Genomic DNA, 26,681 nt, shown 5'->3' with positions numbered 1-26,681 from the left:
AGTAGATTGTAAAAAATGTACAAACGAAGAACACGCTCAAAACAGACGTTCGGAATTCTTAATCGTGAAAAAATAAAAGTTAGTTAAATTAAGTGAATAAAAAAATCCCGACTCAAATTGAATCGGGATTTTTTTTTAATTGTTTGTATATATTACTAAAACCTATTGTCGCCATCTAAAAGATTCCCTAATCCACCAAGTAGGCTTCCTTCTCCTCTATCTTTTCCGCCCATTTGTGGCGCAGACTGAATGATTCTATCAGCTAAACGGCTAAACGGTAACGATTGTATATAAGCAATTCCTGGGCCACGAAGTGTTGCAAAGAATACACCTTCACCACCAAATAAAGTGTTTTTAATTCCACCTACAAATTCGATATCGTATTGTACGTCTTTTGTAAAACCAACGATACAACCTGTATCTACTTTTAAAACTTCGCCTGCTTGTAATTCTCTTCTTGCTAATGTTCCACCCGCATGAACGAAAGCCATTCCATCTCCTTCTAATTTTTGCATAATGAAGCCTTCACCTCCAAACAATCCTCTTCCTAGTTTTCTAGAAAAATCAATTCCAACGGCAACACCTTTGGCTGCACATAAGAACGCATCTTTTTGACAAACAAATTTACCTCCATATTTCTGTAAATCTATGGGTACAATTTTTCCAGGATAAGGCGAAGCAAACGAAACTTTTTTCTTACCAAATTCAATGTTTTGGTATGCTGTCATAAACAAACTCTCGCCTGTTAAAACACGCTTTCCTGCAGATAATAACTTCCCGAAAATTCCACCTTCTTGCTGGCTTCCGTCACCAAAAATAGTTTCCATTTTTATACCGTTATCCATCATCATAAAACTTCCAGCTTCAGCAACAACTACTTCTTGTGGATCTAGTTCTATTTCTACATATTGCATTTCTTCTCCAAAAATTTGGTAATCTATTTCATGTGCTTGCATTATTGTTTTTATTTATTGGTCGGAAATTTTAAAAAAATGTTACGCTTTTTGTGAGCATAAAAAAGTCCCGCTAATTGCGAGACTTTAGTTAATACTTATTTTATTAATTCAGAAAGCTTTAGTGTTTTTCCACACATATCTTTCGTGATTTTAAAGACTACATCTCCTTTTTTTCCACTTTCTGCCCAGCGAACTTCTTTTCCTACATTGCAACCGATACTTGTTTTTGATCCTTTATTTAAAGAAACAAAACCAGTTCCTGTATGAATTGATACTTTATCCTTTGTGTCATTGATAAGAGAAAAACTTTCTCCAATATTTATTTCAATTGAAGACTTACCTATTTCTTTTGTAGTAAATGAAATTAATCCTAAACTTAAAACTGCTAAAATGACAATTACTTTTTTCATAAGATTTTATTTATAGTTAATTTTAAAACTGTTGGATTTTAATGATAGATTAAAAATATTTTATTTTAATAATCAAGTTTAACGTATCCAATATATTTACTAATTTTTGCTTTTCGCTTGTTGATATAAGAAGATGAGTTTATTGCTTTATATCTTCTTGGATTTGGCAAAATTGCAGCTATACCAGCCGCTTCATATTTTGTTAAATTTTTCGCATCTTTTTTATACCAATGTTTGGCTGCAGATTGCGCTCCATAAACTCCATCGCCCATCTCAATACTATTTAAATATACTTCCATAATGCGCTCTTTACCCCAAATTAATTCAATAAGAACTGTGAAATAAGCTTCCAACCCTTTTCTTAAATAACTTCTTCCTTGCCAAAGAAAAACATTCTTTGCTGTTTGCTGAGAAATAGTGCTTCCACCTTTCAATTTTTTACCTTTTTGGTTACTTTCAAACGCTTTTTGCATAGACTTAAAATCAAAGCCACTGTGTTCTAAAAAATTACCATCTTCACTGGCAATAACCGCTTTTTGAAGGTTTGGAGAAATTTCTTCAAGAGAAACCCAATCATGAGAACAAATCATTTCTTTATTTTCAGAATTATGTTCAACAGCTCTGAATGCCATTAATGGTGTAAAAGGAACTGGTACAAATTTGAATAAAATCACAAAGAACAAACTGACCCCAAAAAACCATAAAAATAGTTTGAACAGGAAAAACAAGGCTCTTTTCCCAGGGCTTCTTTTAGTGTTTTTTGGAGGACTTTTTTTCTTTGTTTTTTTTGCTACTGCCATATTATACTAAATCTGCTAATTCTTTTCCTATTAAACTTCCTATTGCAACGCCCATACCACCTAACCTCACTCCGCAATATACATTGTTTGAAAGTTGTTCTAAAATGGGTTTTTTGTGATTTCCAACACCCATTATTCCGCTCCAGCGGTGTTCAATTTCAAATTTATGATTGGGTAAAATTACTGTTTTTAGCAATTCCTCCAACTTATCTTGAATAATTTTTGATTGCGCTAAATTGGTTGTGGTTTCTCCTTCAAAATCAAGATTTCTTCCGCCACCAAAAAGGATTCTGTTTCCAATGTTTCTAAAGTAATAATACCCTTTATCTAAATGGAAAGTTCCTTTTATATCTAAGTTTTCAATAGGCTTTGTAATTAAAACTTGAGCTCTTGCAGGTTGAACTTGATTCTTAGTTAATTGAGAAGCAAAACCATTTGTAGCAAATAATAATTTATTGGTAACAAAAGAAGTTTCATTGGTAACAACCTCAACTTTATCGTTTAAATCTTGAAAAGAAATAACATTTTGTTGGTTTAAAATCAAAATATCTTTTGATATAGCTTCTTTTAACAAAGCTTGCATCATATTTCCGGTATCAATTTGGCCTTCGAACGGATTGAAAATTAAATTTTCGTAAATATCTTTAAAATTGAATCGATCTATTTCTTTTGCAAAAACATCTGTTTTAAACAAAGGTCTTAAAACATCATTTATAAAAGGTAATTTCTGAACGCATTCATCGTAAAAAACTTCGTCGCTTTTCAAAAATAATTCGTAACCACCGTAAGGTTTGAAATCTATAACTTCATCTCCTAAACGATTTCGAAGTAATTTTAATCCTTGAATTCTTTTTTGAACCAATTGAATTACTTCTTCTTCAGTATGTGTTTTTAAATCGTCAATTATTTCTGAAATGCTTCCAAAACAAGCAAATCCTGCGTTTTTTGTACTTGCTCCTTGCGGTAAAATGCCTTTTTCGAGAATTAAAATTTTTGCTTTTGGGAAACGTTCACGTAAAGCCAAAGCCGTATGCAAACCAACAATTCCACTGCCAACAATAGCGAAATCTACATTAGTAAACCAGTTTTTTAATTCCCAATAACTCAACTGCATTATTCTTCTTTTTTAAGTATATTTTTTTTCTTGAAATAATTCAATACTAAAGGAAAGGTAGTAATTGCAATTAGTATAAGTATAATGGTTTCAATATGCTTTTTTAAATCAATATTAAACTGATCTAAAAATAAACCGTAAAGGTAATGTCCTGCAAAAACCAATGTAAAAGACCAAAGTAAAGAACTAAGAATATTATATAACATGAATTTACTTTTTTTCATGTGAACAATCCCTGCTATTATGGGAACAAAAGTTCTAATTATAGGTAAAAAGCGTGCAAAAACAATTGCTTTTCCGCCATGTTTTTCAAAAAACACTTGAGATTCTATTAAGTATTTTTTCTTAAAAAAGAAACTATCTTCCTTTGCAAATAAATACTGTCCGCTTCTTGAACCAAACCAATAGCCAAAAACATTTCCTAATGTTGCTGCAGTTGCAATAAGTAAAGATAGAATGGTAACGTTAGACAAATCACTTGGTATAAAGAAAAAAGTTTCAACCAATTCTCTAGTATAAATTCCAGATAAAAACAACAAACTATCACCTGGTAAAAAGAATCCTGCAAACAAACCCGTTTCGGCAAATACAATGAATAAAACCATGTAAATTCCGATAGGAATTCCATTTATTTCCATCGTTATATAAAACTCTGGGTTAAATAATTTTGTCCAATGAAAGTTATCCATTATTTATTGGTTTTGTTTCCCATTTATCAATTACTGCTGTTGCTAAAGAGTTACCTAATACATTTGTCATACTTCTTGCCATGTCACAAAAATGATCGATGGGTAATATTAAAGCTATACCTTCTGGTGGAATTCCAAACATTGCACATGTAGCAACAATTACAATCAATGACGCTCGTGGCACTCCTGCGACTCCTTTACTAGTTAACATTAATACCAGCAACATCGTTAACTGTTCGCCTAAAGACATATCTATACCGTACACTTGTGCAATAAAAATACTTGCAAAAGTCATATACATCATACTTCCGTCTAGGTTAAACGAATACCCTAATGGTAAAGTAAAGGAAACTATTTTATTTTGACAACCAAAACGTTCTAATTCTTCTACTAGTTTTGGAAAAACAGCTTCAGAACTTGTTGTAGAAAATGCAATAAGTAAAGGGTTTTTTATTCTTTGTAATAAAACAAATAATCTTTTTCCCAAAAAAAGATATCCAACTACTAATAGAATTATCCACAAAACAATAATTCCTACTGAAAACGCAATTAAATAATTTGCATAAAGCGAAAAAATACCAAATCCATGCTTTGAAACTGCTGCTGCAACAGAACCGAAAACACCAAAAGGAGCAACCCACATAATATAAGTGACCATTTTTAAAATTACGTGAGATAGAGTGTCTAATGATGATATAATCAACTTCCCTTTCCTCCCTAAAGAAGCGAGTGCAATACCAAATAAAATTGAAAAAATTACTATTTGTAAAATTTCATTAGTAGCCATAGCTTCAAATATGCTTTTTGGAACCAAATGTTTTACAAATTCTTCAACGGAAAAATTTTGTGTTTTTTCTAAAATATCAGAAGCACCGTCTAGTTGTTCTAATGAGATATTCGTTTTTTTTCCTGGTTCTAATGTGTTCACTAAAACTAAACCTAACAACAAGGAAATCAAAGAAGCGATTATAAACCAAGCCATGGCTTTACTTCCAACTCTACCTACCATTTTTAAATCGCCCATTTTAGCAATACCTACAACTAATGTAGAAAACACCAAAGGAGCAATAATCATCTGAACCATTCTAATAAAAATAGTTCCTAATAATTTTACATTTTTTGAAAATTCTTCTTGAAAAGAAGGGAAATAATAATGGTTAATTGCACCAGCAATTATACCCATAATTAAAGCTAAAATAATAGCAACGAAAAGTTTGTTGTTTTTCACTTAATTGAGTAATTTTTTAAGTAAATGTATACAAAAAAGGTAATTAGTTATTCTAGTTTATCCACAGATTTAGCAACAACCATAGAAACGGCAGCGTCACCTGTAACATTTACCATTGTTCTACACATATCTAAAGGCCTATCAATTGCAAAAATAAGTGCTAATCCTGCTTCAGGAATTCCGGCTTGTGCTAATACAATTACCAGCATAACCATGCCTGCTCCCGGAACAGCCGCACTTCCTATCGAAGCTAATGTTGCAGTTGCAATAATTCCTAGTTGGACTCCAAAACTTAAATCCATTCCAAACGCTTGAGCAATAAAAACTGCCGCAACCGCTTGATACAAACTTGTACCGTCCATATTAATTGTTGCGCCAATTGGTAAAACAAAACTTGCCACTTCATCATCAACACCTAAATTATCAACTACTCTTTCCATAGTTACAGGTAAAGTTGCCGCACTAGAACTCGTTGAAAATGCTAATAATTGGGCTGGAGCAATTCCATTAAGGAAAAATTTCGGGCTTCTATTTGTAAAAACCTTAACAATTAAAAGGTATACACAAATCATAATAAACAACCCTAAAACAACTGTAAAACCATACATTCCAAGTGCTTTAAATAAATCTAAACTTGGTGATTCAGCCACTAAAGATGCTAATAATGCGAAAACACCAAAAGGCGCTGCTAACATTATTAAGTCAATCATTTTTAATATAGCTTCGTTAAAACCGTCAAAAAAGGCTTTAACAGGTGTAGCCTGTTCTGCTGGAATTAATATTAGTGCTATTCCAAAGAAAACTGCAAAGAAAATAACTTGTAACATATTCCCATTATCTGCCGCTGCTCCTACAATATTACTTGGCACAATATCTTCTAATGCTTGTAATGGCCCTGCTTCTTTTTGATTTTCAGCAGCTGCAATTTTTGAATTAGCATCATTAGAATAATTTCCTACCAATTCAGTTCTCGTTTCTTCAGAAATAAAACTTCCTGGTTTAATAATATTAACGACTACTAAACCAATAGAAACTGCAAAAACAGTTGTAAGTATATACAAACCGATAGTTCTTCCTCCCATTTGAGAAAGTTTTGAAATATCTTTTAAATCAGAAACTCCTTTAATTAATGAAGCTAAAATTAACGGAACTGCAATAAGCTTTAATAAGTTAATAAAAATATTCCCAAAAGGCTTTATCCAATCAACAATGAATTGTTTTCCCCAATCAAATTGTATTAAAAGAAAAGCAAACAATACTCCTAATAACATTCCTAGTAATATTTGCCAATGCAGTGCTAATTTCTTCATATGAGATAATTTCTATTTTAAAACGTGAAAATAGGTATATTTTTCAAAAAATCAGTAATTTTAGCCTAGATATTAAATTTCACATAATGAAAAAATATATAATTTTAATTTTAAGCATGACTAGTTTAACAGCAGCAGCACAAGAAGTAATGACTCCAGAATTATTATGGAAACTAGGTAGAGTTTCTCCACTTGGAATTTCTAAAGATGGAAAAAACATTATATACAAAGTAAGTACTCCTTCTGTAGAAGAAAACAAATCCAATTCAAAATACTACAGCATCCCTGTTTCTGGAGAGAAAGCAGTTGAATTAAAAGAGCATAAAGGCTTGGTTAGTGATAAAAACAGTTCTCCCGATGGAAAATGGACTCTTTCTCACAAAGAAGTAAAAATTAACAAAGTTGAAGGAAAAGATTTTTATCCAGAATTAGAAAAAAGTGATGTTAAAATTTATGATGCACTAGATTACCGTCATTGGGATACTTATAATGAAGGAAAACATAACCATGTATTGCTTACAAACACAAAGGGTGAAGAAATTGACATCATGAAAAACGAACCATTTGACTCTCCTCAAAAGGCTTTTGGGGGAGATGAAGATTATATTTGGTCTTTAGATGGATCAAAAGTAATTTATGTTTCGAAAAAGAAAGTTGGAACTGCATATGCAACAAGTACAAATACAGACCTGTATGAATATGATTTAGCTTCTAAAACAACCAAAAATTTAACGGAAAAGAATTTAGGTTATGATGTTGCACCACAATTCTCTCCAAACGGAGATTTATCTTGGTTACAAATGAAGCGTGATGGTTTTGAAGCCGATAAAAACGATATTATTGTTCGTCACAAAGGTCTGGACATTAACTTAACATCTGGTTGGGACGGAACTGTGGATAGTTTTACATGGAGTAATGATGGGGAAAAAGTTTATTTCATAGCTCCTATTGATGGAACTAAGCAATTATTTGAAGTTAATTTTCCAGGTTTAACTAAAATTGCTGTTCGTGTAAATCAAATTACAGAAGGACAATTTGATGTGAACCAAATTATTGGCTTTCATGCAAATTCTGTTTTGGTTACGCGAAGCAATATGAATCATGCGAATGAAATATTTAACTACGATTTAAAAAAGAAAACTTGGAGACAAATTACGAATGTTAATACTGAAATATATTCAAAATTAGCTTTACCAAAGGTTGAAAAACGAATGGTAAAAACAACCGATGGAAAAGACATGCTAGTTTGGGTAATTTTACCTCCAAACTTTGATGCTAAAAAGAAATATCCTACGCTTTTATATTGTCAAGGTGGGCCACAAGGAGCATTATCTCAATTTTATTCGTTTAGATGGAACTTTCAAGTAATGGCGTCACAAGATTATATTATTATTGCTCCAAATAGACGAGGAATGCCTGGTCATGGTGTGGAATGGAACGAACAAATTAGTAAAGACTGGGGCGGACAAGCAATTGACGATTATTTAAGTGCTATTGATGATATTGCGAAAGAACCATATGTTGACAAAGAAAGACTGGGTGCGGTTGGTGCTAGTTATGGAGGCTATTCCGTGTTTTATTTAGCTGGGATTCACAAAAACCGATTCAAAACATTTATTGCTCATGCTGGGATTTTTAATACTCAAAGTATGTATGGAACAACAGAGGAAGTGTTTTTTACAAACTGGGACATGGGTGGTGCTTATTGGGAAAAAGAAAATGCTGAAGCTCAAAAAGCATATAATGAATTCAATCCTATTAACTTTGTAAACAATTGGAACACACCTATTTTTATTATTCAAGGTGCTATAGATTACAGAGTTCCTGTTGGACAAAGTCAAGAAGCTTTTCAAGCAGCACAACTAAAAGGAATTAAAAGTCGCTTTATGTTGTTCCCAGAAGAAAATCATTGGATTTTAAAGCCGCAAAACGGATTGGTTTGGCAACGTGAATTTTTTAAATGGTTGAAAGAAACGCTTTAACAACAAAATATTGAAACAAAAAAGGTCCTGCAAATGCAGGACCTTTTTGTTTCTATATTTTGAATACTAATAACCCAATTTAGTTCGAACACGTTGCAAAACACCATTAGCAACTATACGAGCTTTTTCAGCTCCTTTTAACAACAAAGCGTCTACTTCTTCTAAATTGTTGATGTAGTAATTATACTTTTCTCTTTCGGTAGCAAATTTTTCAACAATAAGTTCGAACAACTCTTGTTTTGCGTGTCCGTAGCCATAATTCCCCCCTTCATAATTAGCTCTCATTATTTCTATTTGAGCTGGTGATGCTAATAATTTATATAAAGCAAAACAATTACAAGTATCCGGATTTTTAGGTTCTTCAAGCGAAGTACTATCTGTTTCGATAGTCATTATTTGTTTTCGTAACTGTTTATCATCTAAAAATATATTGATGAAATTATTACGAGATTTACTCATTTTTTGTCCGTCAGTTCCCGGAATAATCATTGTACTTTCGTCAATCTTAGCTTCTGGTAAAACAAATGTTTCTCCCATTTGATGATTGAATCTTGCAGCTACGTCACGAGTGATTTCTAGGTGCTGTAACTGATCTTTTCCTACTGGGACTAATTCTGCGTCGTATAATAGAATATCTGCCGCCATAAGCATTGGATATGTAAATAAGCCTGCATTAACATCTTCTAATCTATCTGCTTTATCCTTGAACGAATGTGCTAAGGTTAAACGTTGAAACGGGAAAAAACAACTTAAATACCAAGACAATTCGGCTGTTTGAGGAACATCTGATTGTCGGTAAAAAACCACTTTATTCACATCTAAACCACAAGCCAACCAAGCAGCAGCTGTGCTATAGGTGTTCTCTCTAAGAGTTTTACCGTCTTTAACTTGAGTAATTGAATGCAAATCGGCAATAAATAAAAACGGTTGATTCTTAGGGTCGTTCGCCATTTCAATAGCTGGAATAATTGCGCCTAATAAATTTCCTAAATGTGGTGTTCCTGTACTTTGAACTCCAGTTAATATTTTTGCCATTTCTATATATTTTGCACAAAAATAGGGTTTTTACCCAAATGGTAAAAGAGTAATGCTAAAAGGTTAAGGAATATTGTTATTTTTGGAACCAATTAAAAAATCATAGTAAATGAAAATTCTTAAAATAGTTTTTTGGATCCTTTGGCGCATTTGGTTTTATGTATTGATAATGGTTCCTATAATTGTTTTATTTCCTATTCTATTTGTTTTAGTTATTTATGATAAAACATATCCTTTATTTTATAGAGTTGCTCGTTTCTGGGGAAAAATTATATTATTTGGAATGGGGTTCTATTATAAAATTGATTTTGAACAGCCTCTAGAAAAAGGAAAAAGTTATATGTTAGTTGCCAATCATACTTCAATGACAGATGTTATGCTAATGCTTGCTGTTGTAAAAGACAATCCTTTTGTTTTTGTAGGGAAGAAAGAATTGGTAAAAATTCCTGTTTTTGGATTTTTTTACAAACGCATTTGTATAATGGTAGATAGAAGTAGTAGTAAAAGTAGATTTAAAGTTTTTGAATTGGCTGAAAAAAGACTCCACCAAGGATTAAGTATTTGTATTTTTCCTGAAGGTGGAGTTCCTGAAGATGAGGGTTTAATTTTAGATACTTTTAAAGATGGTGCTTTTAGATTGGCAATTGAACATAAGATTCCGATTATCCCTATGACATTTGCCGACAATAAAAAACGTTTTTCATTTACTTTTTTAAGCGGAAGTGTTGGTAAAATGAGGGTAAAAGTTCATCAACCTATAGATACTCAAAATCTTGTCACTGAAGATAAATCAAAAGTTAAAGAAAAAATAAGAAACATCATTTTAGATCAATTGAATGTTTTTAATAGTTAACTAAAAAAGCCTCGCAAATTTGCGAGGCTTTTAAGTTTCAAAAGTATGAGAATTGAAACAAACTTAACTTAAGCTTAACCAACAAAAGCTTAAAAACTAAAACTTATACCAGAATACAAACCAACAAAATAAGGTTTAAAATTTCCGGAATCATTACTAAATGTATTGATCTGGTATTTAAACATAGGTTGAAAATTTGCTTGAAAAGATTTCCAAAAAGTATACTTAAAACCCAAACCGACATTACTACTAAAATGTATATTGTTTAAATTATTTGCTTCTCCAATATTTATTTCTGAACCATTAGAAGAAACTAAGGACACATTGTTCTCGTTTAAAAACAAAGTACTCATTCCTCCTATTATATTAATTCCGAATTTTTTATCTATCAATTTATAACTTAACTCTAAAGGAACCTCTACGTATCCCATTTTTTGGTTGATTTGACCATCAAATTTTTGAACAAGAGTTCCTGAAACATTTATTGAACTTTGAGACGTAGCATTTTTACTTTGAACTGTTAACATTGAGCCGGTTTGTGTTGGCGTAATGTGTTCCATCATTCTAGCATTTACATCTTGAAAAAACACTACATCATTAGTATTGTAATCTAAAGACAATGTATTAATTCCGGCTTTAATGCTCCATTTTTTTGAAACTGCATATTCAAGGCCCACACCAAAACTTAAACTACTTACATAATCTTTAGTGTTATTTTCAAGCTTAGAATCTAACGAAGAACCATTGGATACAGAATTAAAATAAACAGGCGAAGCAACAGTGCTTACCGCCCATTTATTTCTTTTCTCTTTTTCTTTTTCATCAACATTCTTCCCTTCCAATTTTTCTTTAAGCAATTTCTCCAATGGGTTTTCCTCAGTTTCAACCGAGGCCAAAAGGATACTGTCTTCAATCGCATTCGCGATTATATTTTCATTCTCTATTAATAGAGTATCTGTTTTTTTTATACCTGAAGAATTCTCAGAAATAACAACCTCATTATTAAGACCATTATTTGAATTTAACAACTCTAGTTTAGACTTATCAATTAATGCCTTTTTTTCTTCTGTATCATTTAAAACCAAGTGATTACCTATAGAAGAGTTACTGTTTTGATTAGTAAATAATTCTTTACTATTGTCAATATTCAAATTGTTATTAGTTACTAAACCTTGATTAATATCTTGGTCAACTAACAACTCTTTTACGTTTTTACTATTTGATTTATTTTGAGTCTTATTATTAACCGCTAAACCTTGATTAGTGTCTTGGTCAACTAACAAATTTTTTCCGTTCTTACTATTTGTCTTATTTTGAGTCTTATTCTTAACTGCTAAACCTTGATTGTTAAATCTCTCATTGCTGTTGACAGAAGGTTTATTTGTTTTTTGTTTTTTAATTGAAACTACTCTTTTGTTAAAGCTGTTGTTTTTATTATTAATACTATTTTGAGTAGATTTATCATTTTGATTAATAATATTATTTTCTAAAACAAGATCTTCATCATCATTTAAAAATAACTCTTCATCTAATAGATTATCATTCTTAATTGTGTTTTCTTCATTTGATTTAGTTTGAAAAGTATTGTTTTCAGGCTCAACCTCTACATTTGACACAGGATTACTATTTATAATCTTTGAGTCATTCTTTATCAAATTAGAATCACTTCCTTTATTCATTAAAAGAAAAAAGGCTATTGCTAAAGAAGCAGCAATTCCTGTTGATTTAAACCAAAATGGAATAATCCTTCTTTTCTTTTCTTTTTTATTTAAACGTGCTTCAATATTGTTCCAGGATTCTAAAGGAGGTGTTGCTTCAAAATCTTTAAACTTCTCTTGAAAAAGACGTTCTATGCTTTTAATTTCTTTCATTTTACTTTTGGAATTGACATCTTCGAATTCAACTCTATTTTTTCTTTCAATATCGTTTTAGCTCTCGCTAAATTTGATTTAGATGTTCCAGAGTTAATGTTTAACATTTCTGAAATCTCTTTATGTGAATACCCATCTAAAACATATAAATTAAAAACTAACCTATACCTATCGGGCAATTCTTGTATTATCCTTGTTAAAAAATCTAACGAAACATTCTCGTCGTCAATTTCAATATCATTATTATCAGGAATGTTTTCAGAAACTATCTCAAAAACATTTTGATTTCTATATTGTTGTAATACGTAATTTATAACAACCCTTTTACACCATCCTTCAAAAGAACCTTTAAAATTGTATTTGTCAATTTTTTCAAAAATCAATAAGAATCCTTCTTGTAAATTATCTTGAGCTTCTTCATAACTTCTCGAATACTTAAGGCATACTGAAAAAATTTTCGGACTTAACGTCTTATAAATTTGCTCCTGTGCATTAGTATTTCCTTTCTTACAATCATTTATGATTTGTTCAAGTATCAATCCTTTTTTGTTAATTTACTTCTACATCATATTCTAAATATTCTTCAACTCCATCTATATTCGTTCCTGTCCAAAATTTAAAATGATAAATTTCTAATTCGGTTGGCTTAAACCTAAAAATCACCTCGTAAGGGCCTTCATCCTCCGCATTTTGACAGTTATTTTCGTTTAATTTTATTGCATTTATAGCCAAAATACGCGTCAATCCATCTGCTTGATAATAAAAACCATCATACAAATGACACGTTGTTGGTCTTCTATATTTAATTAATATTTCATGTTCTATGTTTAATTCCATTATTTGAGGAATTATTACTGATTCTATAGGCAGAGTAACTTCTACAGAACGAGGTTCGTCATCCAAGTTACATGAAACTAAAAATAACGAAAAAAACATTAATAAAACGGAAAATTTTTTCATGCTTAAGTTTATATTATACTTATTAGATGCAAAACCATTTAAAAGGTTGCGTTTAAAAACAAAAAATCACGCTTTTCAACGTGATTTTTATATTTAACTATTTTTCTCTTTTAATAATTCTTTAATTTTCAACTCTAATTCATCCATTAGTTCTGGATTATCTTTAATCAAAGCTTTAACAGCGTCTCGTCCTTGTCCAAGTTTTGTTTCTCCGTAACTGAACCAAGAACCGCTTTTCTTAACAATTTCAAATTCTACAGCTAAATCTAAAACCTCTCCTACTTTAGAAATTCCTTCACCATACATAATGTCAAACTCTGCTGTTCTAAATGGCGGTGCAACTTTGTTTTTTACAATTTTAACTCTGGTTCTATTTCCAATAACGCTATCGCCGTCTTTAATTTGAGTAGATCTTCTAATATCAACTCTAACAGATGCGTAAAATTTCAAAGCGTTACCTCCAGTTGTTGTTTCTGGACTTCCAAACATTACTCCAATTTTATCACGTAATTGATTAATGAAGAAAACTGTACATTTCGTTTTATGAATAGTCCCAGTTAATTTTCTTAATGCTTGAGACATTAAACGAGCATGTAAACCCATTTTAGAATCTCCCATGTCTCCTTCAATTTCACTCTTTGGCGTCAAAGCAGCAACCGAGTCAATTACAACAATATCAATAGCTCCTGAACGAATTAAGTTTTCTGCTATTTCTAATGCTTGCTCACCATTATCTGGTTGAGACATGATTAAATTATCAATATCAACACCTAATTTTTGAGCATAAAAACGATCAAAAGCATGTTCCGCATCAATAAAAGCAGCAATTCCGCCAGCTTTTTGAGCTTCTGCAATAGCATGTAATGTTAACGTTGTTTTTCCAGAAGATTCTGGACCATATACCTCAATAATTCTACCTCTTGGATATCCATTTACACCTAAAGCAATGTCAATTCCAAGCGAACCAGAAGAAATTGTTTCTATTTCTTCAACAGCTGAATCTCCTAATTTCATTACGGTTCCTTTACCATAAGTTTTATCAAGCTTATCTAATGTAAGTTGTAATGCTTTTAATTTAGCGTCTTTTTCTGAACTCATCTTCTCTTTATTTTTTGTAAAAATACTGCTTTTTTTTAGGCAAACAAATATTGTTAATATGTTTCCTTTTAACTCTATATTTTGTCTAATTTATAAAAAATCATACCTTTGTAAAAATATTTTTCTCACTTAAACTGTTTATAGCATGCAACTGTACAACACCTTAAGCGCAGAAGAAAGAGCTCAACTTATTGATGAAGCTGGTGAGCAACGTCTTACACTATCTTTCTATGCGTATGCCAAAATTGAAGATCCTAAAAAATTTCGCGACGAATTATTTATAGCTTGGAACGCACTTGATGCGCTAGGTCGTATTTACGTAGCTCATGAAGGAATTAATGCTCAAATGAGTATTCCTGCAGATAATTTTGAAGCTTTTAAAGAAACTCTAGAAGCCTATGAATTCATGCAAGGCATTCGACTAAATGTTGCAGTGGATCAAGACGACCATTCTTTTTTAAAACTTACCATAAAAGTCCGTCATAAAATTGTTGCCGACGGTTTAAACGACGATACTTTTGATGTAACCAACAAAGGAATTCATTTAAAAGCGCAAGAATTCAATAATTTACTAGAAGACCCAAATACTATTGTTGTTGATTTTAGAAATCACTACGAAAGTGAAGTAGGTCACTTTAAAGGCGCTATAACTCCAGATGTGGAAACCTTTAGAGAAAGTTTACCTATCATCAACAAACAATTACAAAATCATAAAGAAGATAAAAATCTTTTAATGTATTGTACAGGTGGAATTCGTTGTGAAAAAGCCAGTGCTTATTTTAAACACCAAGGTTTTAAAAACGTATATCAACTGGAAGGTGGAATTATTGAATACACACGTCAAATAAAAGAAGATAAAATTGAAAGCAAATTTTTAGGTAAGAACTTCGTGTTTGACCATAGATTAGGCGAACGAATTACAGACGATATCGTTTCGCAATGTCATCAATGTGGAAAACCTTGTGATAATCACACCAATTGTTTTAATGACGGTTGTCATTTGTTATTCATACAATGTGACGAATGTCAAGCTGCTATGGAAAACTGTTGCTCTACAGAATGTTTAGAAACAACACATTTACCACTAGCGGAACAAGTAAAGCTAAGAAAAGGAGCGCAAGTTGGAAATAAAGTTTTCCGAAAAGGAAAATCCGAAGCTTTGAAATTTAAAAACTCAGGCGAATTACCTAACAAACCATTAGCAAAAGCTACTTCAAAAAATATTCGCCAAAAAATTACCATCAAAAAAGTATTGGTTGGAAAAGCGGAACATTATTTTACGAAATCTAAAGTTGCACAGTTTTTAATTGAAAATAAAGAACTTACTATTGGTGATAAAATCCTTATTTCTGGACCTACAACGGGCGAGCAAGAATTAACAATCACTAATCTTTTCGTAGATGGAAAATCTTCTGAAACAGCAAAAAAAGGAGATCAAATCACTTTTGAAATTCCTTTTAGAATTCGTTTATCGGATAAATTATATAAGATTTTGAACTAATACAAAGTGAATAAATCGTTTTAAAGTCTGTTTCTCTATAAAAGAAACAGACTTTGTATTTTATATCGTTTATTAAAAGTCGAAAAATATACTATCTTTACGAACAAATACGTTTTAAAGAAAAGTAGTTCTGATTTAAACAGAACAATCACTATATATTCAAAATTATGGCATGTACAAACTGTTCTACGGGGACCGATGGTGGCGCTCCAAAAGGATGTAAAAATAATGGGACTTGCGGCACCGATAGCTGCAACAAATTAACTGTTTTCGATTGGCTTTCAAACATGAGCTTACCACAAGGCCAAGAGCCTTTTGATTGTGTTGAAGTGCGTTTCAAAAATGGACGTAAAGAGTTTTATAGAAACACAGAAAAGCTACCCTTGTCTATTGGTGATATTGTAGCTACTGAATCTTCCCCAGGGCATGACATTGGTATTATAAGCCTTTCAGGAGAATTAGTTAAAATTCAAATGAAAAAAAAGCATGTTGATCCAAAAGGTGAAGTCCCTAAGGTTTACAGGAAAGCTTCTCAAAAAGACATTGATATCTGGAGTGACTCTCGTGCAAAAGAAGAAAAAGTAAAAGTAAAAGCACGTGAATTAGCCATTTCTCTAAAATTAGAAATGAAAATTTCTGATATTGAATTTCAAGGAGATGCTTCTAAAGCTACATTTTACTATACTGCAAACGATAGAGTAGATTTCAGACAACTTATTAAAGAATTTGCACAAGAATTCAAAATAAGAATAGAAATGAAGCAAGTTGGGTTTCGTCAAGAAGCAGCGCGTCTTGGAGGAATTGGTTCATGCGGAAGAGAATTATGTTGTTCTACATGGTTAACCGACTTTAGAAGTGTAAACACTGCTGCTGCACGTTACCAACAACTTTCTTTAAATCCTCAAAAGCTTGCGGGACAATGTGGAAAACTTAAATGTTGTTTAAATTACGAGTTAGACACATATTTAGATGCTTTAAAAAGCATTCCAGATATGGACACTAAGCTTTATACAGAAAAAGGAACTGCTGTTTGTCAGAAAATAGATATTTTTAAAGAATTGATGTGGTTTTCTTATGAAAATCAATCTTCGCAATGGCATATTTTATCGGTAAAACAGGTAAAAGAAATTATTGAATCTAACAAAGAAAAGAAAAAAGTTTTAGCTATTGAAGATTTTGTAATTGAGCAACCAAAAGCAAATGCAGAAAACTATCAGAACGTTGTAGGACAAGACAGTTTAACTCGTTTTGACAAACCAAAAAAGAAAAGCACTAAAAATAAAAAAAGAACTAAACCAACTATTAGCAAAAATGTTATTAAGAAAAAATAAGTTTGTTTTTATACTATTAGTTGCCCTAACTTTCATTTCTTGTGACGAAGACAGGGTGTTTGACAAATATGAAAATATTAATGGTTCATGGAAAAAAACAGATACCATTAATTTTTCATTTGAACAGAATGACACTATTAATCCTTTTAATTTATTCTTGAACGTAAGAAGTAATAATGATTACCCTTACAATAATTTATATTTAATTGTATCATTAAAACAACCTGATAATTTGGTTAAGACCGATACTCTAGAATATTTAATGGCCAACCCAGATGGCTCATTAATGGGAGAAGGCTTTTCTGATGTTAAAGAAAGTAAGCTTTGGTATCAAGAAGGATTTGTTTTTAAAAAAAACGGAAAATATAATATCTCTATTTCACAAGCCGTAAGAGAAACCGGTGAAGTTAAAGGTGTTGAGAACTTAAAAGGAATTATAGACCTTGGGTTTAGAATAGAAAAAATCAAATAAATTATGGCAAAGAATCAAACTAATAAACAAGACTTTTCAAAATATATTAAAACCTTTTGGAAGTTGTTTTTATGTGGTGTAATAGGTGTAATTTTATTATTCTTATTTGCTTCATGGGGATTCTTTGGTGAAATGCCAAGTTTTGAAAAATTAGAAAATCCAGATTCAAATGTTGCAACCGAAATTATTTCATCAGACGGTGAGGTAATTGGGAAGTTTTATTTAGAAAATAGAGTGCCCGTAAAATATACCGACTTACCTAAACACCTTGTAGATGCATTAGTTGCTACTGAAGATGAGCGTTTTTACGAACATTCAGGAATTGATGCTAAAGGAACATTTAGAGCAGCACTTACATTAGGTAGCAGTGGTGGTGCAAGTACAATTACACAACAGTTAGCTAAAAACCTGTTTCATGGTGCTGATGGATCAAAAAATATTGTTTTAAGAGTTCTCCAAAAAATAAAAGAATGGGTTATTGCTGTACGTTTAGAGCGTCAATATGCAAAAAAAGAAATTCTTGCAATGTATCTAAATGAAGTAGATTTCGTAAACGGAGCAGTAGGAATTCGTTCTGCTTCTAAAATTTATTTTAATAAAGAACCTAAAGATTTAACAATAAATGAAGCAGCCGTATTCGTTGGAATGCTAAAAAACCCATCTCTTTATAACCCAAATAGAGAAAAAAGAATTCAAAGAGTAACAGACAGAAGAAATACCGTTTTAGGTCAAATGGTAAAAAACGACTTGCTTTCAAAAGAAGAAAAAGAAAAATTAGAAAAAGAACCTATTGTTTTAGATTTCAAACCAGAAAGTCATAGTGAAGGAAGCGCCACTTATTTTAGAGAATATTTGCGTGACTATATGAAAAAATGGGTAAAAGACCATCCTAAAGAAGATGGTACTGAATATGATATCTATAGAGATGGTTTAAAAATATATACAACTATTGACTCCCGAATGCAAAAATATGCTGAAGAAGCGGTTGCAGAACACCTTCCGAATCTTCAAGCTGAATTTTTTAAAAATGCTAAAGGTAAAAAGAATGCGCCTTTCGTAAACATTTCCGACGATCAAACAAATAGTATTTTAAAAAATGCTATGAAATCTTCTGAAAGATGGAGGTTACTTAAAGGTGATGGCAAAACTGAAGATGAAATTATTAAATCGTTTGATGTAAAAACAAAAATGAAAATATTTTCTTGGGCAGGCGAAAGAGATACTATAATGACTCCTAAAGATTCTATTTTATACTACAAGCATATTTTACAAACGGGTATGATGGCAATGGAGCCACAAACCGGACATATTAAAGCATGGGTTGGCGGAATAGACTATAAGCATTTTCAATACGACCATGTAGGGCAAGGTGCAAGACAAGTTGGGTCAACATTTAAGCCTTTTGTTTATGCAACTGCAATTGAACAATTAGGCATGTCTCCTTGTGATTCTATTATAGACACACCATTTACAATGCCAAAAGGAAAATGGGGAATTGACGAAGCTTGGTCTCCACAAAATTCTGATGGAAAATTTAGAGGACTTATTACTTTGAAGAGTGCTTTAGCAAATTCTGTAAATACAATTTCAGCAAAATTAATGGATAGAATTGGGCCAAAAACAGTTGTTGATATGGTTCATGAATTAGGAGTAACTTCTGAAATTCCAGAAAGACCAGCTATTGCATTAGGTGCTGTAGAAATTACTGTAGAAGAAATGGTAGCCGCATATAGTACATTTGCAAACCAAGGAGTTTATGTAAAGCCTACATTTGTAACTAAAATTGCTGATAAGAACGATGTGGTTATTGACCAAATTGTACCTGTAAGCAAAGATGTAGTAAATACAGATGTTGCCTATGCTATTTTAAAGTTATTAGAAGGTGTTACCGAAGATGGTTCTGGTAAGAGACTTCGTTGGGGTGGTGCAGGTTTTAGAAATTATGACTATAGTTTTTCAAATCCAATTGCTGGTAAAACAGGAACTACTCAGAACAATAGTGATGGATGGTTCGTAGGAATGGTTCCCAATTTAGCTGCTGGAGTATGGGTTGGAAACGACGATCGTTCGGCTCACTTTAGATCAACTTTTTACGGTCAAGGTGCAACTATGGCATTACCTATTTGGGGTTTATTTATGAAAAAATGTTATAAAGATCCTGATTTAAATGTATCAAAAGCGGAGTTTGATAGACCTGCAAAATTATCCATAAAAGTAGATTGTTGGAAAAAACCACAAGTCGATTCAACTAAAATTGATGAACCAGACATGGACGAATTTGGATTATAATATATTAAAAAGAAAAAAATGATAAGCAGAAAAGTTAATAATGTTCAGGAAGCTTTAGAAGGTATTCAAGACAAAATGACTATCATGTTAGGTGGTTTTGGCCTTTGTGGAATTCCAGAAAATAGTATCGCACAATTAGTAAAACTAAATACTAAAGAGCTTACTTGTATTTCAAATAATGCAGGTGTAGATGATTTTGGATTAGGTTTATTATTACAAAAGAAACAAATTAAAAAGATGATTTCTTCATATGTTGGAGAAAACGCAGAATTTGAACGTCAAATGCTTTCAGGAGAACTAGATGTAGAATTAACTCCTCAAGGTACATTAGCAGAAAAATGCCGTGCTGCTCAAGCAGGTATTCCAGCATTTTTTACACCAGCAGGTTATGGAACTGAAGTTGCTGAAGGAAAAGAAGTAAGAGAATTTGATGGTAAAAAACATATTTTAGAATTAGCTTACAAAGCTGATTTCTCTATTGTTAAAGCATGGAAAGGTGACGAAGCTGGAAATTTAATTTTCAAAGGAACAGCACGTAACTTCAATGCTTGCATGGCTGGAGCTGCTAAAATTACTATTGCAGAAGTAGAAGAATTAGTACCTGCAGGAACTTTAGATCCAAATGAAATTCATATTCCAGGAATCATGGTAAACAGAATTTTCCAAGGAGAAAAGTTTGAAAAAAGAATTGAGCAACGTACCACAAGAAAAAAAGAATAAAATGGCTTTAGATAAAAATCAAATTGCGCAGCGAATAGCAAAAGAAGTAAAAGATGGTTATTATGTAAACCTTGGAATAGGAATACCAACTTTAGTCGCAAATTATGTTCGAACTGATATTTCTGTAGAATTTCAAAGTGAAAATGGTGTTCTAGGAATGGGGCCTTTCCCTTTTGAAGGAGAAGAAGATGCCGATATTATAAATGCAGGAAAACAAACCATAACAACATTACCGGGAGCAAGTTTTTTTGACTCTGCTTTTAGTTTTGGAATGATAAGAAGCCAAAAAGTTGATTTAACAATTCTTGGCGCAATGGAAGTTTCAGAAAATGGTGATATTGCCAACTGGAAAATTCCTGGAAAAATGGTAAAAGGTATGGGTGGCGCTATGGACCTGGTAGCTTCTGCTGAAAACATTATTGTAGCTATGATGCACGTGAATAAAGCAGGTGAATCTAAATTACTTAAAAAATGTAGCTTACCATTAACTGGTGTTGGTTGTGTAAAAAAAGTAGTAACGGAATTAGCAGTATTAGAAATCACTGACAAAGGGTTTAAGCTTTTAGAAAGAGCTCCTGGTGTTAGTGTTGAAGAAATTAAAAAAGCAACAGAAGGAACTTTAATTATTGAAGGTAATATACCTGAAATGAGTTTCTAACTTACTTATAAAGTGAAAATTAAAAACCCTGCAATATTGCAGGGTTTTTTGTTTAGTAATTTTTATTATTTATTAAATTTTAACATTTTTTATGATTATTCTGTAAATTTTTACCAACTAGTGTAGATATATTTGAAATTCAAACCAATTTTAACATTAACTACTAATTATGGGAAAAAATTTACACAAGAAAATTGCCTTGTTTACAGCATTTTCATTGTTTTCTTGCGCAACCTTTGCACAAGAAGCAGACAAAAACATTAAGCTTAAAAAAACAGATGCTTTTGGGCAAATAAGTTATTTGTCGTTTAATGAAAGTTCAGTTTATAAGTCTAATGACTTTGAAAAAGTATTTAAAGAACAATTTAAAATTCAGGACGGAACTCAATTTTTAAAAATATATACCGAAACTGATAAATTAGGTTTTAAACATGATAAATACCAAATCTATCAAAATGGGGTTAAAGTTGAATTTGCTACTTATACTTTACATTCAAAAAATGGTAAAATAACCGCTATGAACGGCGAAATGTATAAAACTAATTCAGTTTCACTTGTTCCAGAAATCACTGCTCAAGATGCATTACAAAAAGCAACACAACATCTTAATGCAACACAATATCTTTGGGACAATGCTTCAGAAGCTGCAAAATTAGATAATTACAAAAAACCTCAAGGAGAACTAGTTTTATTACCGATTTTTAATGATAATTCACAAAAGTTATCAGATGCCTCAAATTTAAAACTAGCTTATAAATTTGATATTTATGCAACACAACCTTTAAGCAGAGGCGATGTTTATGTAGATGCTCAAACTGGAGATGTTTTGTTTTATAATGCTACTATAAAGCACGCAACTCATTTTGGTTATTCTTCTTCACTATTTAATAAAGGTACTAAATGTGACAATTTATTAACTCAAGAAGAAACCAGTAAAATAGTAACCGGCTTTGATGCCTTAGTGTCTGGAACAGCGGCAACTCGTTATAGTGGTTCAAGAACTATTCAAACAACTCTTTCTGGCTCTAGTTATGTTTTAAAAGACGCTACGCGTGGTAGTGGGGTGAATACTTATGACTTAAATACGGGGACTAATTATAATTCAGCTGTGAACTTTACAGATAATGACAACAACTGGACAACATCAGAACATTCGGCTAATAAAGACAATGGTGCTTTAGATGCACATTGGGGAGCAGAAATGACTTACGATTATTTAATGACAAAACACAATCGCAATAGTTATAATAATTCTGGAGCGGCAATTAATAGTTATGTTCATTATAGTTCGAATTATGACAATGCATTTTGGGATGGTTCTCGAATGACTTATGGTGATGGAAGTGGCACTTATTTTGATATTCTTACATCATTAGACGTTGCTGCACATGAAATAGGGCATGCAGTTTGTACTTACACAGCTAATTTAGCATACCAAAGAGAATCTGGCGCTATGAATGAAGGTTTTTCAGATATTTGGGGAGCTGCTGTTGAATATTATGCAGCGCCTACAAAAAGCACTTGGTTAATTGGCGAAGATATTGAAAGACGTTCTGGACATTTGGCTTTACGTTCAATGAGCAATCCGAAAAGTGAAGGACAACCTGATACTTACGGAGGTACTTATTGGCAAAACCCAAATTGTGGAACTCCTACACAAAGTAATGATTACTGCGGGGTACATACAAATTCAGGAGTGTTAAACCACTGGTTTTATATTTTAGTTCAAGGGAAATCAGGAACAAATGACATAGGAAGTTCTTATAGTGTAACGGGAATAGGGATGGACAAAGCTGCTAATATTGCTTATCGTTTAGAAAGTGTTTATTTATCTGCTAACTCTACTTTTGCCAATGCAAGAACCTATGGAATTCAAGCTGCTACTGATTTATACGGTGCAACTTCTGCCGAAACAATTGCTACTACAAATGCATTTTATGCTGTAGGAATTGGTAGTGCTTACCAAGGCGCTACAGATACACAAGCGCCAACAGCGCCAACAAGCTTAGTTGCTAGTGGAACTACAAGTACTACTACTACTTTAAACTGGACAGCATCAACTGACAATGTTGGTGTTGTTGGTTATGATGTATACAGAGGAACTACAAATCTTGGAACAGTTACAACAACTTCAGCAAACATAACTGGTTTAACTGCAAGTACTACTTATGCTTTTACGGTTAAAGCAAAAGATGTTGCTGGAAATGTTTCCGCTTCAAGTAATAGTGTAAGCGTAACTACAACTGGCTCTTCTTCTGGATGTACTGGAGCTATTTCAACATTCCCATACTCTGAAGGATTTGAAAACACTTTAGGAGCATGGACACAAGATTCAGCAGATGATTTTGACTGGATTGTAGATGCAAACGGAACTCCGTCAAGTAACACAGGTCCATCTTCAGCAGCACAAGGAACATATTATGTATATGTGGAAGCTTCAAGCCCTAACTATTCTAACAAAAAAACTATTTTAAAATCACCTTGTTTCAATTTAACAAATGCTCCATCTGCAGTATTTAATTTCAAATACCACATGTATGGCGCATCAACTATGGGAGCATTAAAATTAGAAGCTAGTACAAATAATGGAACTACTTGGACTGAAATTTGGAGCAAATCGGGTAACCAAGGAAACAGTTGGTTAACAGCAAATGTAAGTTTAACAAGTTACAGCGGAAACACAGTTCAATTGCGTTTCGTAGGGACAACAGCTACAACTTGGCAAGGAGATATTGCTGTAGATGACGTTTCGTTAACTACTACTTCTACTCCAGTTTGTACTAACGTAAATATTAACATGACATTTGACAACTACCCAGAAGAAACAAGTTGGGAAATTTTAAATGCGAGTAATCAAGTTGTTTTCTCAGGAGGAACATACGGAAGTCAAGCTGACGGATCTTCGTTAACAGTGACAAAATGTTTAGATGCTGGTTGTTATACTTTTAAAATTAAAGATTCTTATGGAGACGGAATGTGTTGTTCTTATGGAAATGGTAGTTATACTGTAACTTCAAACGGAACAACTTTTGCAAGTGGCGGAACTTTTGGAGCAAGTGAATCAACAAGTTTCTGTGTTGGAACAACTTCATTAATTTCAAATGTATCAACCACAACGGAAACACAAAATGAAATTGCATTCTCAATTTATCCAAATCCTGTTAAAGGAGCTATTTTAAATGTTCAAATTGGTAAAGATTTAGAAGATTATAAAATCTATAACATTATGGGACAACTTGTTTTACAAGGAAAAATAAGAAATGGCCAAATTAATGTTAGTTCTTTAAGTACTGGATTTTTCATAATTGAAACGAATACTTATAAAGAAAAAATAGCTAAAAAATTCATTAAAGAATAAGTTTACTTTAGTTAAGTAAATGAAAAGGCTGCTCTAGTTATCTAGGCAGCCTTTTTTAATTATATGTGTTTATTCATTACAAATTCGCAAAAAAATCATTCCCTTTATCATCGGTAATAATAAACGCTGGAAAGTCTTTAACTGTAATTTTACGAATCGCTGCCATTCCTAATTCTTCAAAATCTACAACCTCTACTTTTAAGATATTGTCTTTTGCTAAAATGGCAGCCGGCCCTCCTATTGAACCTAAATAGAAACCACCGTGTTTTGCACAAGCAATATAACGAATCATGATAACTGTTCCACTTAATTTTAAACGTTTTTAAATTGGATATTTTGTCAATTCCGCTAAAGCCTCAGCCATTAGTCTGTTCAAAACAATTTCTACAGCTGGTGCTAATTGCGTTACAACTTCTAGTAAAAAATGTAGAATTTTATTTATATTTGAATTTTATAAAAAAATTTACATTAAATAAGGGTTAATCATGATGGAAAAGAATAAAAATAGCCAAATAATTCATTTTTGTTTACTTATTTTTACTATTCTTCTTTTAAGCTGTAGTAAAGATGAGGATATAAACAATCCGGAAAACAACAATCCTGCTGATCAGGTAACTACAGTTATGTCAGTTTCTAAAAACAATATAACATTTGATTACCTTGAGAACACAAATTCGTTTTTAATAAAAAACTTAGGCAATACTTCATTTGATTGGAATTGGGCTGAAACAAACCCAAGTACTTTTATATCTGCAAGTCCAAATTCAGGAACTTTACAGCCTGGGGCTTCAATCGAAGTTACTTTAACTTTAGATAGGTCAAATATGATCACACAAATCTATAATTTGACAACAAAAGTAAATAATAATATGGGGCAATCATATTCTCAAATTATTCAAATAAATAATTACACAGAAGATAAATGGTTTATTGAAGGTAATGTTTTAGATGCAGAGTATGATAGAGTAAATGATGTATTGATTATTGTTTCGGAAAACCCAAATCAAATTAGAAGATTTAATATAACTAATAACACAGAAGAATCATTATCATTAAATAATATACCTAAATGTGTTTCTATTGGTCAAGGAGGGAACCATGCCGTTGTTGGACATAATGGTAGTTTCAGCTATGTAAATTTAAATTCAATGACCCTTGAAAACAATTACCCTGTATCAACGGATATTTTTGATATTGTTCTTGCGCCTAATAATTGGGTATACATCACCTCTAATGTTTCAAATCAAAAATTGAGAAGTGTGAATTTATCAAATGGACAAGAAACACTTAGTCAAACTAATTCAGCACCTAATTACCCTAACCATGTAAAAGCTAAACTTCACCCTTCAGGAAATTATATTTATACAACTAATGAAGTAATACCATCTGATATTTATAAATATGATATAACAAATGGTACAGCACAATATCTTTATGACTCATATTATCATGGAAATTATGATTTTGGTAAAAATTTTTGGTTTTCTGAAAATGGAAATAAAATATTTGCAAATAGTAAAAATGTTTTTAGTAGTTCCGTAATTCAAAATAATGACTTAGTTTATTTATCTAGTTTTGAGGAATTAGTAGGAGATGATAATAAGGTTATAGATATTATGGATATTAATTCTGTTTCAAATAGAATCTGTGCTCTTTTTACATATAACCCAGATTATTATGCTTTTGTACGTAGTAATAAAATTAGAATTTTCAACACTCAACTTTTAAATTTAAGCGAAATTGAAATTCCAAAACACAGGACCATTAATTCAAACGGTGAAGTTTCTTTTAGATCATCTTATGGTTATTTTGGGTTTTTTAATTCAAATGGAACAAAGTTTTTTGTATTAGTTAAATATATTGACACAAACCAATCTCAATGGGCAATTGCAACAATAAATATTTCTTAAAATTTAAATAAAAGCAGATAAGTTAAATATTTTTTTTAAAAAAAATTTTTTTCAATAACTTATTTTTTGAACGTTTGATAAGAAGGTGTTTTATTAAAACAAAAAAACTACTAGCTTTCGCTAACAGTTTTTCATA

At 31.8% G+C, this 26,681-nt stretch carries 22 protein-coding genes and 1 pseudogene; 10 read left to right on the top strand and 13 right to left on the bottom strand.

The window, feature by feature from the left end; translation table 11 throughout:
• Nucleotides 1-155: 155 nt before the first annotated feature.
• The 7 genes from UXY25_RS11050 to UXY25_RS11020 form a co-directional block, all read right to left on the bottom strand.
• Nucleotides 156-956 carry a TIGR00266 family protein gene (locus tag UXY25_RS11050; protein ID WP_320816080.1) on the bottom strand — a complete coding sequence of 267 codons (801 nt, stop codon included), beginning with the start codon at nt 954-956 and terminating at the stop codon, nt 156-158.
• A gap of 95 nt (nt 957-1,051) precedes the next feature.
• Nucleotides 1,052-1,366 carry a hypothetical protein gene (locus UXY25_RS11045; RefSeq protein WP_320816079.1) on the bottom strand — a complete coding sequence of 105 codons (315 nt, stop codon included), beginning with the start codon at nt 1,364-1,366 and terminating at the stop codon, nt 1,052-1,054.
• A gap of 65 nt (nt 1,367-1,431) precedes the next feature.
• The gene (gene mtgA, locus UXY25_RS11040) at nt 1,432-2,166 is read right to left on the bottom strand and encodes a monofunctional biosynthetic peptidoglycan transglycosylase (protein WP_320816078.1); all 735 of its coding nucleotides are present in this window, start codon (nt 2,164-2,166) and stop codon (nt 1,432-1,434) included.
• A 1-nt stretch (nt 2,167) separates the two neighbouring features.
• Nucleotides 2,168-3,280 carry an FAD-dependent oxidoreductase gene (locus UXY25_RS11035; RefSeq protein ID WP_320816077.1) on the bottom strand — a complete coding sequence of 371 codons (1,113 nt, stop codon included), beginning with the start codon at nt 3,278-3,280 and terminating at the stop codon, nt 2,168-2,170.
• Nucleotides 3,280-3,969, bottom strand: coding sequence for a DedA family protein (locus UXY25_RS11030; RefSeq protein ID WP_320816076.1), 690 nt, complete (start codon nt 3,967-3,969; stop codon nt 3,280-3,282). Before UXY25_RS11030 ends, UXY25_RS11035 begins: the two co-directional genes overlap by 1 nt.
• Entirely contained in the window at nt 3,962-5,197 is a 1,236-nt protein-coding gene (locus UXY25_RS11025; RefSeq protein ID WP_320816075.1) for a dicarboxylate/amino acid:cation symporter, read from the bottom strand. Before UXY25_RS11025 ends, UXY25_RS11030 begins: the two co-directional genes overlap by 8 nt.
• A gap of 47 nt (nt 5,198-5,244) precedes the next feature.
• Nucleotides 5,245-6,507, bottom strand: a complete 1,263-nt coding sequence (locus tag UXY25_RS11020) for a dicarboxylate/amino acid:cation symporter (RefSeq protein ID WP_320816074.1) — start codon at nt 6,505-6,507, stop codon at nt 5,245-5,247.
• 86 nt (nt 6,508-6,593) lie between these two features.
• Between UXY25_RS11020 and UXY25_RS11015 the strand changes: the two genes are divergently transcribed.
• The gene (locus UXY25_RS11015) at nt 6,594-8,489 is read left to right on the top strand and encodes a S9 family peptidase (RefSeq protein WP_320816073.1); all 1,896 of its coding nucleotides are present in this window, start codon (nt 6,594-6,596) and stop codon (nt 8,487-8,489) included.
• A 66-nt stretch (nt 8,490-8,555) separates the two neighbouring features.
• On the opposite strand, the gene trpS is transcribed toward UXY25_RS11015, so the two are convergent.
• Nucleotides 8,556-9,524, bottom strand: a complete 969-nt coding sequence (gene trpS, locus UXY25_RS11010; RefSeq protein ID WP_320816072.1) for a tryptophan--tRNA ligase — start codon at nt 9,522-9,524, stop codon at nt 8,556-8,558.
• A 109-nt stretch (nt 9,525-9,633) separates the two neighbouring features.
• Between trpS and UXY25_RS11005 the strand changes: the two genes are divergently transcribed.
• A complete protein-coding gene (locus UXY25_RS11005) occupies nt 9,634-10,377 on the top strand; it encodes a lysophospholipid acyltransferase family protein (RefSeq protein ID WP_320816071.1) in 744 nt (247 codons plus the stop codon).
• A gap of 89 nt (nt 10,378-10,466) precedes the next feature.
• Here UXY25_RS11005 and UXY25_RS11000 read toward each other — a convergent pair whose 3' ends face one another.
• The 4 genes from UXY25_RS11000 to recA all read right to left on the bottom strand — a co-directional run bounded on the left by UXY25_RS11000 (nt 10,467) and on the right by recA (nt 14,306).
• On the bottom strand, nt 10,467-12,248 hold the full coding sequence (locus UXY25_RS11000) for a hypothetical protein (RefSeq protein ID WP_320816070.1): 1,782 nt from the start codon (nt 12,246-12,248) through the stop codon (nt 10,467-10,469).
• Complete coding sequence (locus tag UXY25_RS10995; RefSeq protein WP_320816069.1) at nt 12,245-12,787, bottom strand: sigma-70 family RNA polymerase sigma factor; 543 nt, start codon at nt 12,785-12,787, stop codon at nt 12,245-12,247. The genes UXY25_RS11000 and UXY25_RS10995 overlap by 4 nt, the downstream gene beginning before the upstream one ends.
• A 10-nt stretch (nt 12,788-12,797) precedes the next feature.
• On the bottom strand, nt 12,798-13,208 hold the full coding sequence (locus tag UXY25_RS10990) for a hypothetical protein (RefSeq protein WP_320816068.1): 411 nt from the start codon (nt 13,206-13,208) through the stop codon (nt 12,798-12,800).
• A gap of 93 nt (nt 13,209-13,301) precedes the next feature.
• Nucleotides 13,302-14,306, bottom strand: a complete 1,005-nt coding sequence (recA, locus tag UXY25_RS10985) for a recombinase RecA (RefSeq protein WP_320816067.1) — start codon at nt 14,304-14,306, stop codon at nt 13,302-13,304.
• 145 nt (nt 14,307-14,451) lie between these two features.
• Between recA and UXY25_RS10980 the strand changes: the two genes are divergently transcribed.
• The 7 genes from UXY25_RS10980 to UXY25_RS10950 all read left to right on the top strand — a co-directional run bounded on the left by UXY25_RS10980 (nt 14,452) and on the right by UXY25_RS10950 (nt 24,635).
• Nucleotides 14,452-15,807 carry a rhodanese-related sulfurtransferase gene (locus UXY25_RS10980; RefSeq protein WP_320816066.1) on the top strand — a complete coding sequence of 452 codons (1,356 nt, stop codon included), beginning with the start codon at nt 14,452-14,454 and terminating at the stop codon, nt 15,805-15,807.
• 167 nt (nt 15,808-15,974) lie between these two features.
• On the top strand, nt 15,975-17,138 hold the full coding sequence (locus tag UXY25_RS10975) for a regulatory iron-sulfur-containing complex subunit RicT (RefSeq protein WP_320816065.1): 1,164 nt from the start codon (nt 15,975-15,977) through the stop codon (nt 17,136-17,138).
• Nucleotides 17,119-17,610: a gliding motility lipoprotein GldH gene (locus UXY25_RS10970; RefSeq protein WP_320816064.1), complete on the top strand. Its 492-nt coding sequence runs from the start codon at nt 17,119-17,121 to the stop codon at nt 17,608-17,610. Before UXY25_RS10975 ends, UXY25_RS10970 begins: the two co-directional genes overlap by 20 nt.
• 3 nt (nt 17,611-17,613) lie before the next feature.
• On the top strand, nt 17,614-19,899 hold the full coding sequence (locus UXY25_RS10965; protein WP_320816063.1) for a PBP1A family penicillin-binding protein: 2,286 nt from the start codon (nt 17,614-17,616) through the stop codon (nt 19,897-19,899).
• An 18-nt stretch (nt 19,900-19,917) separates the two neighbouring features.
• On the top strand, nt 19,918-20,619 hold the full coding sequence (locus UXY25_RS10960) for a CoA transferase subunit A (protein ID WP_320816062.1): 702 nt from the start codon (nt 19,918-19,920) through the stop codon (nt 20,617-20,619).
• Between the two features lies 1 nt (nt 20,620).
• Nucleotides 20,621-21,277, top strand: a complete 657-nt coding sequence (locus tag UXY25_RS10955) for a CoA transferase subunit B (protein ID WP_320816061.1) — start codon at nt 20,621-20,623, stop codon at nt 21,275-21,277.
• A gap of 169 nt (nt 21,278-21,446) precedes the next feature.
• Nucleotides 21,447-24,635 (top strand): M4 family metallopeptidase, encoded by a 3,189-nt coding sequence (locus UXY25_RS10950; protein WP_320816060.1) that lies wholly within the window; start codon nt 21,447-21,449, stop codon nt 24,633-24,635.
• A 76-nt stretch (nt 24,636-24,711) separates the two neighbouring features.
• On the opposite strand, the pseudogene UXY25_RS11915 reads toward UXY25_RS10950, so the two are convergent.
• Nucleotides 24,712-24,912: pseudogene (locus UXY25_RS11915) on the bottom strand (fumarate hydratase C-terminal domain-containing protein); the annotation flags it as partial.
• 208 nt (nt 24,913-25,120) lie between these two features.
• On the opposite strand from UXY25_RS11915, the gene UXY25_RS10940 reads away from it, so the two are divergent.
• Nucleotides 25,121-26,545 (top strand): hypothetical protein, encoded by a 1,425-nt coding sequence (locus UXY25_RS10940; RefSeq protein ID WP_320816059.1) that lies wholly within the window; start codon nt 25,121-25,123, stop codon nt 26,543-26,545.
• Nucleotides 26,546-26,681: the final 136 nt, after the last annotated feature.

The organism is Flavobacterium sp., from assembly GCF_034111225.1.
Lineage (GTDB): Bacteria > Bacteroidota > Bacteroidia > Flavobacteriales > Flavobacteriaceae > Flavobacterium.
Note: the sequence above shows the minus strand (reverse complement) of the source record. Positions and strands in the feature narration are given on the sequence as shown.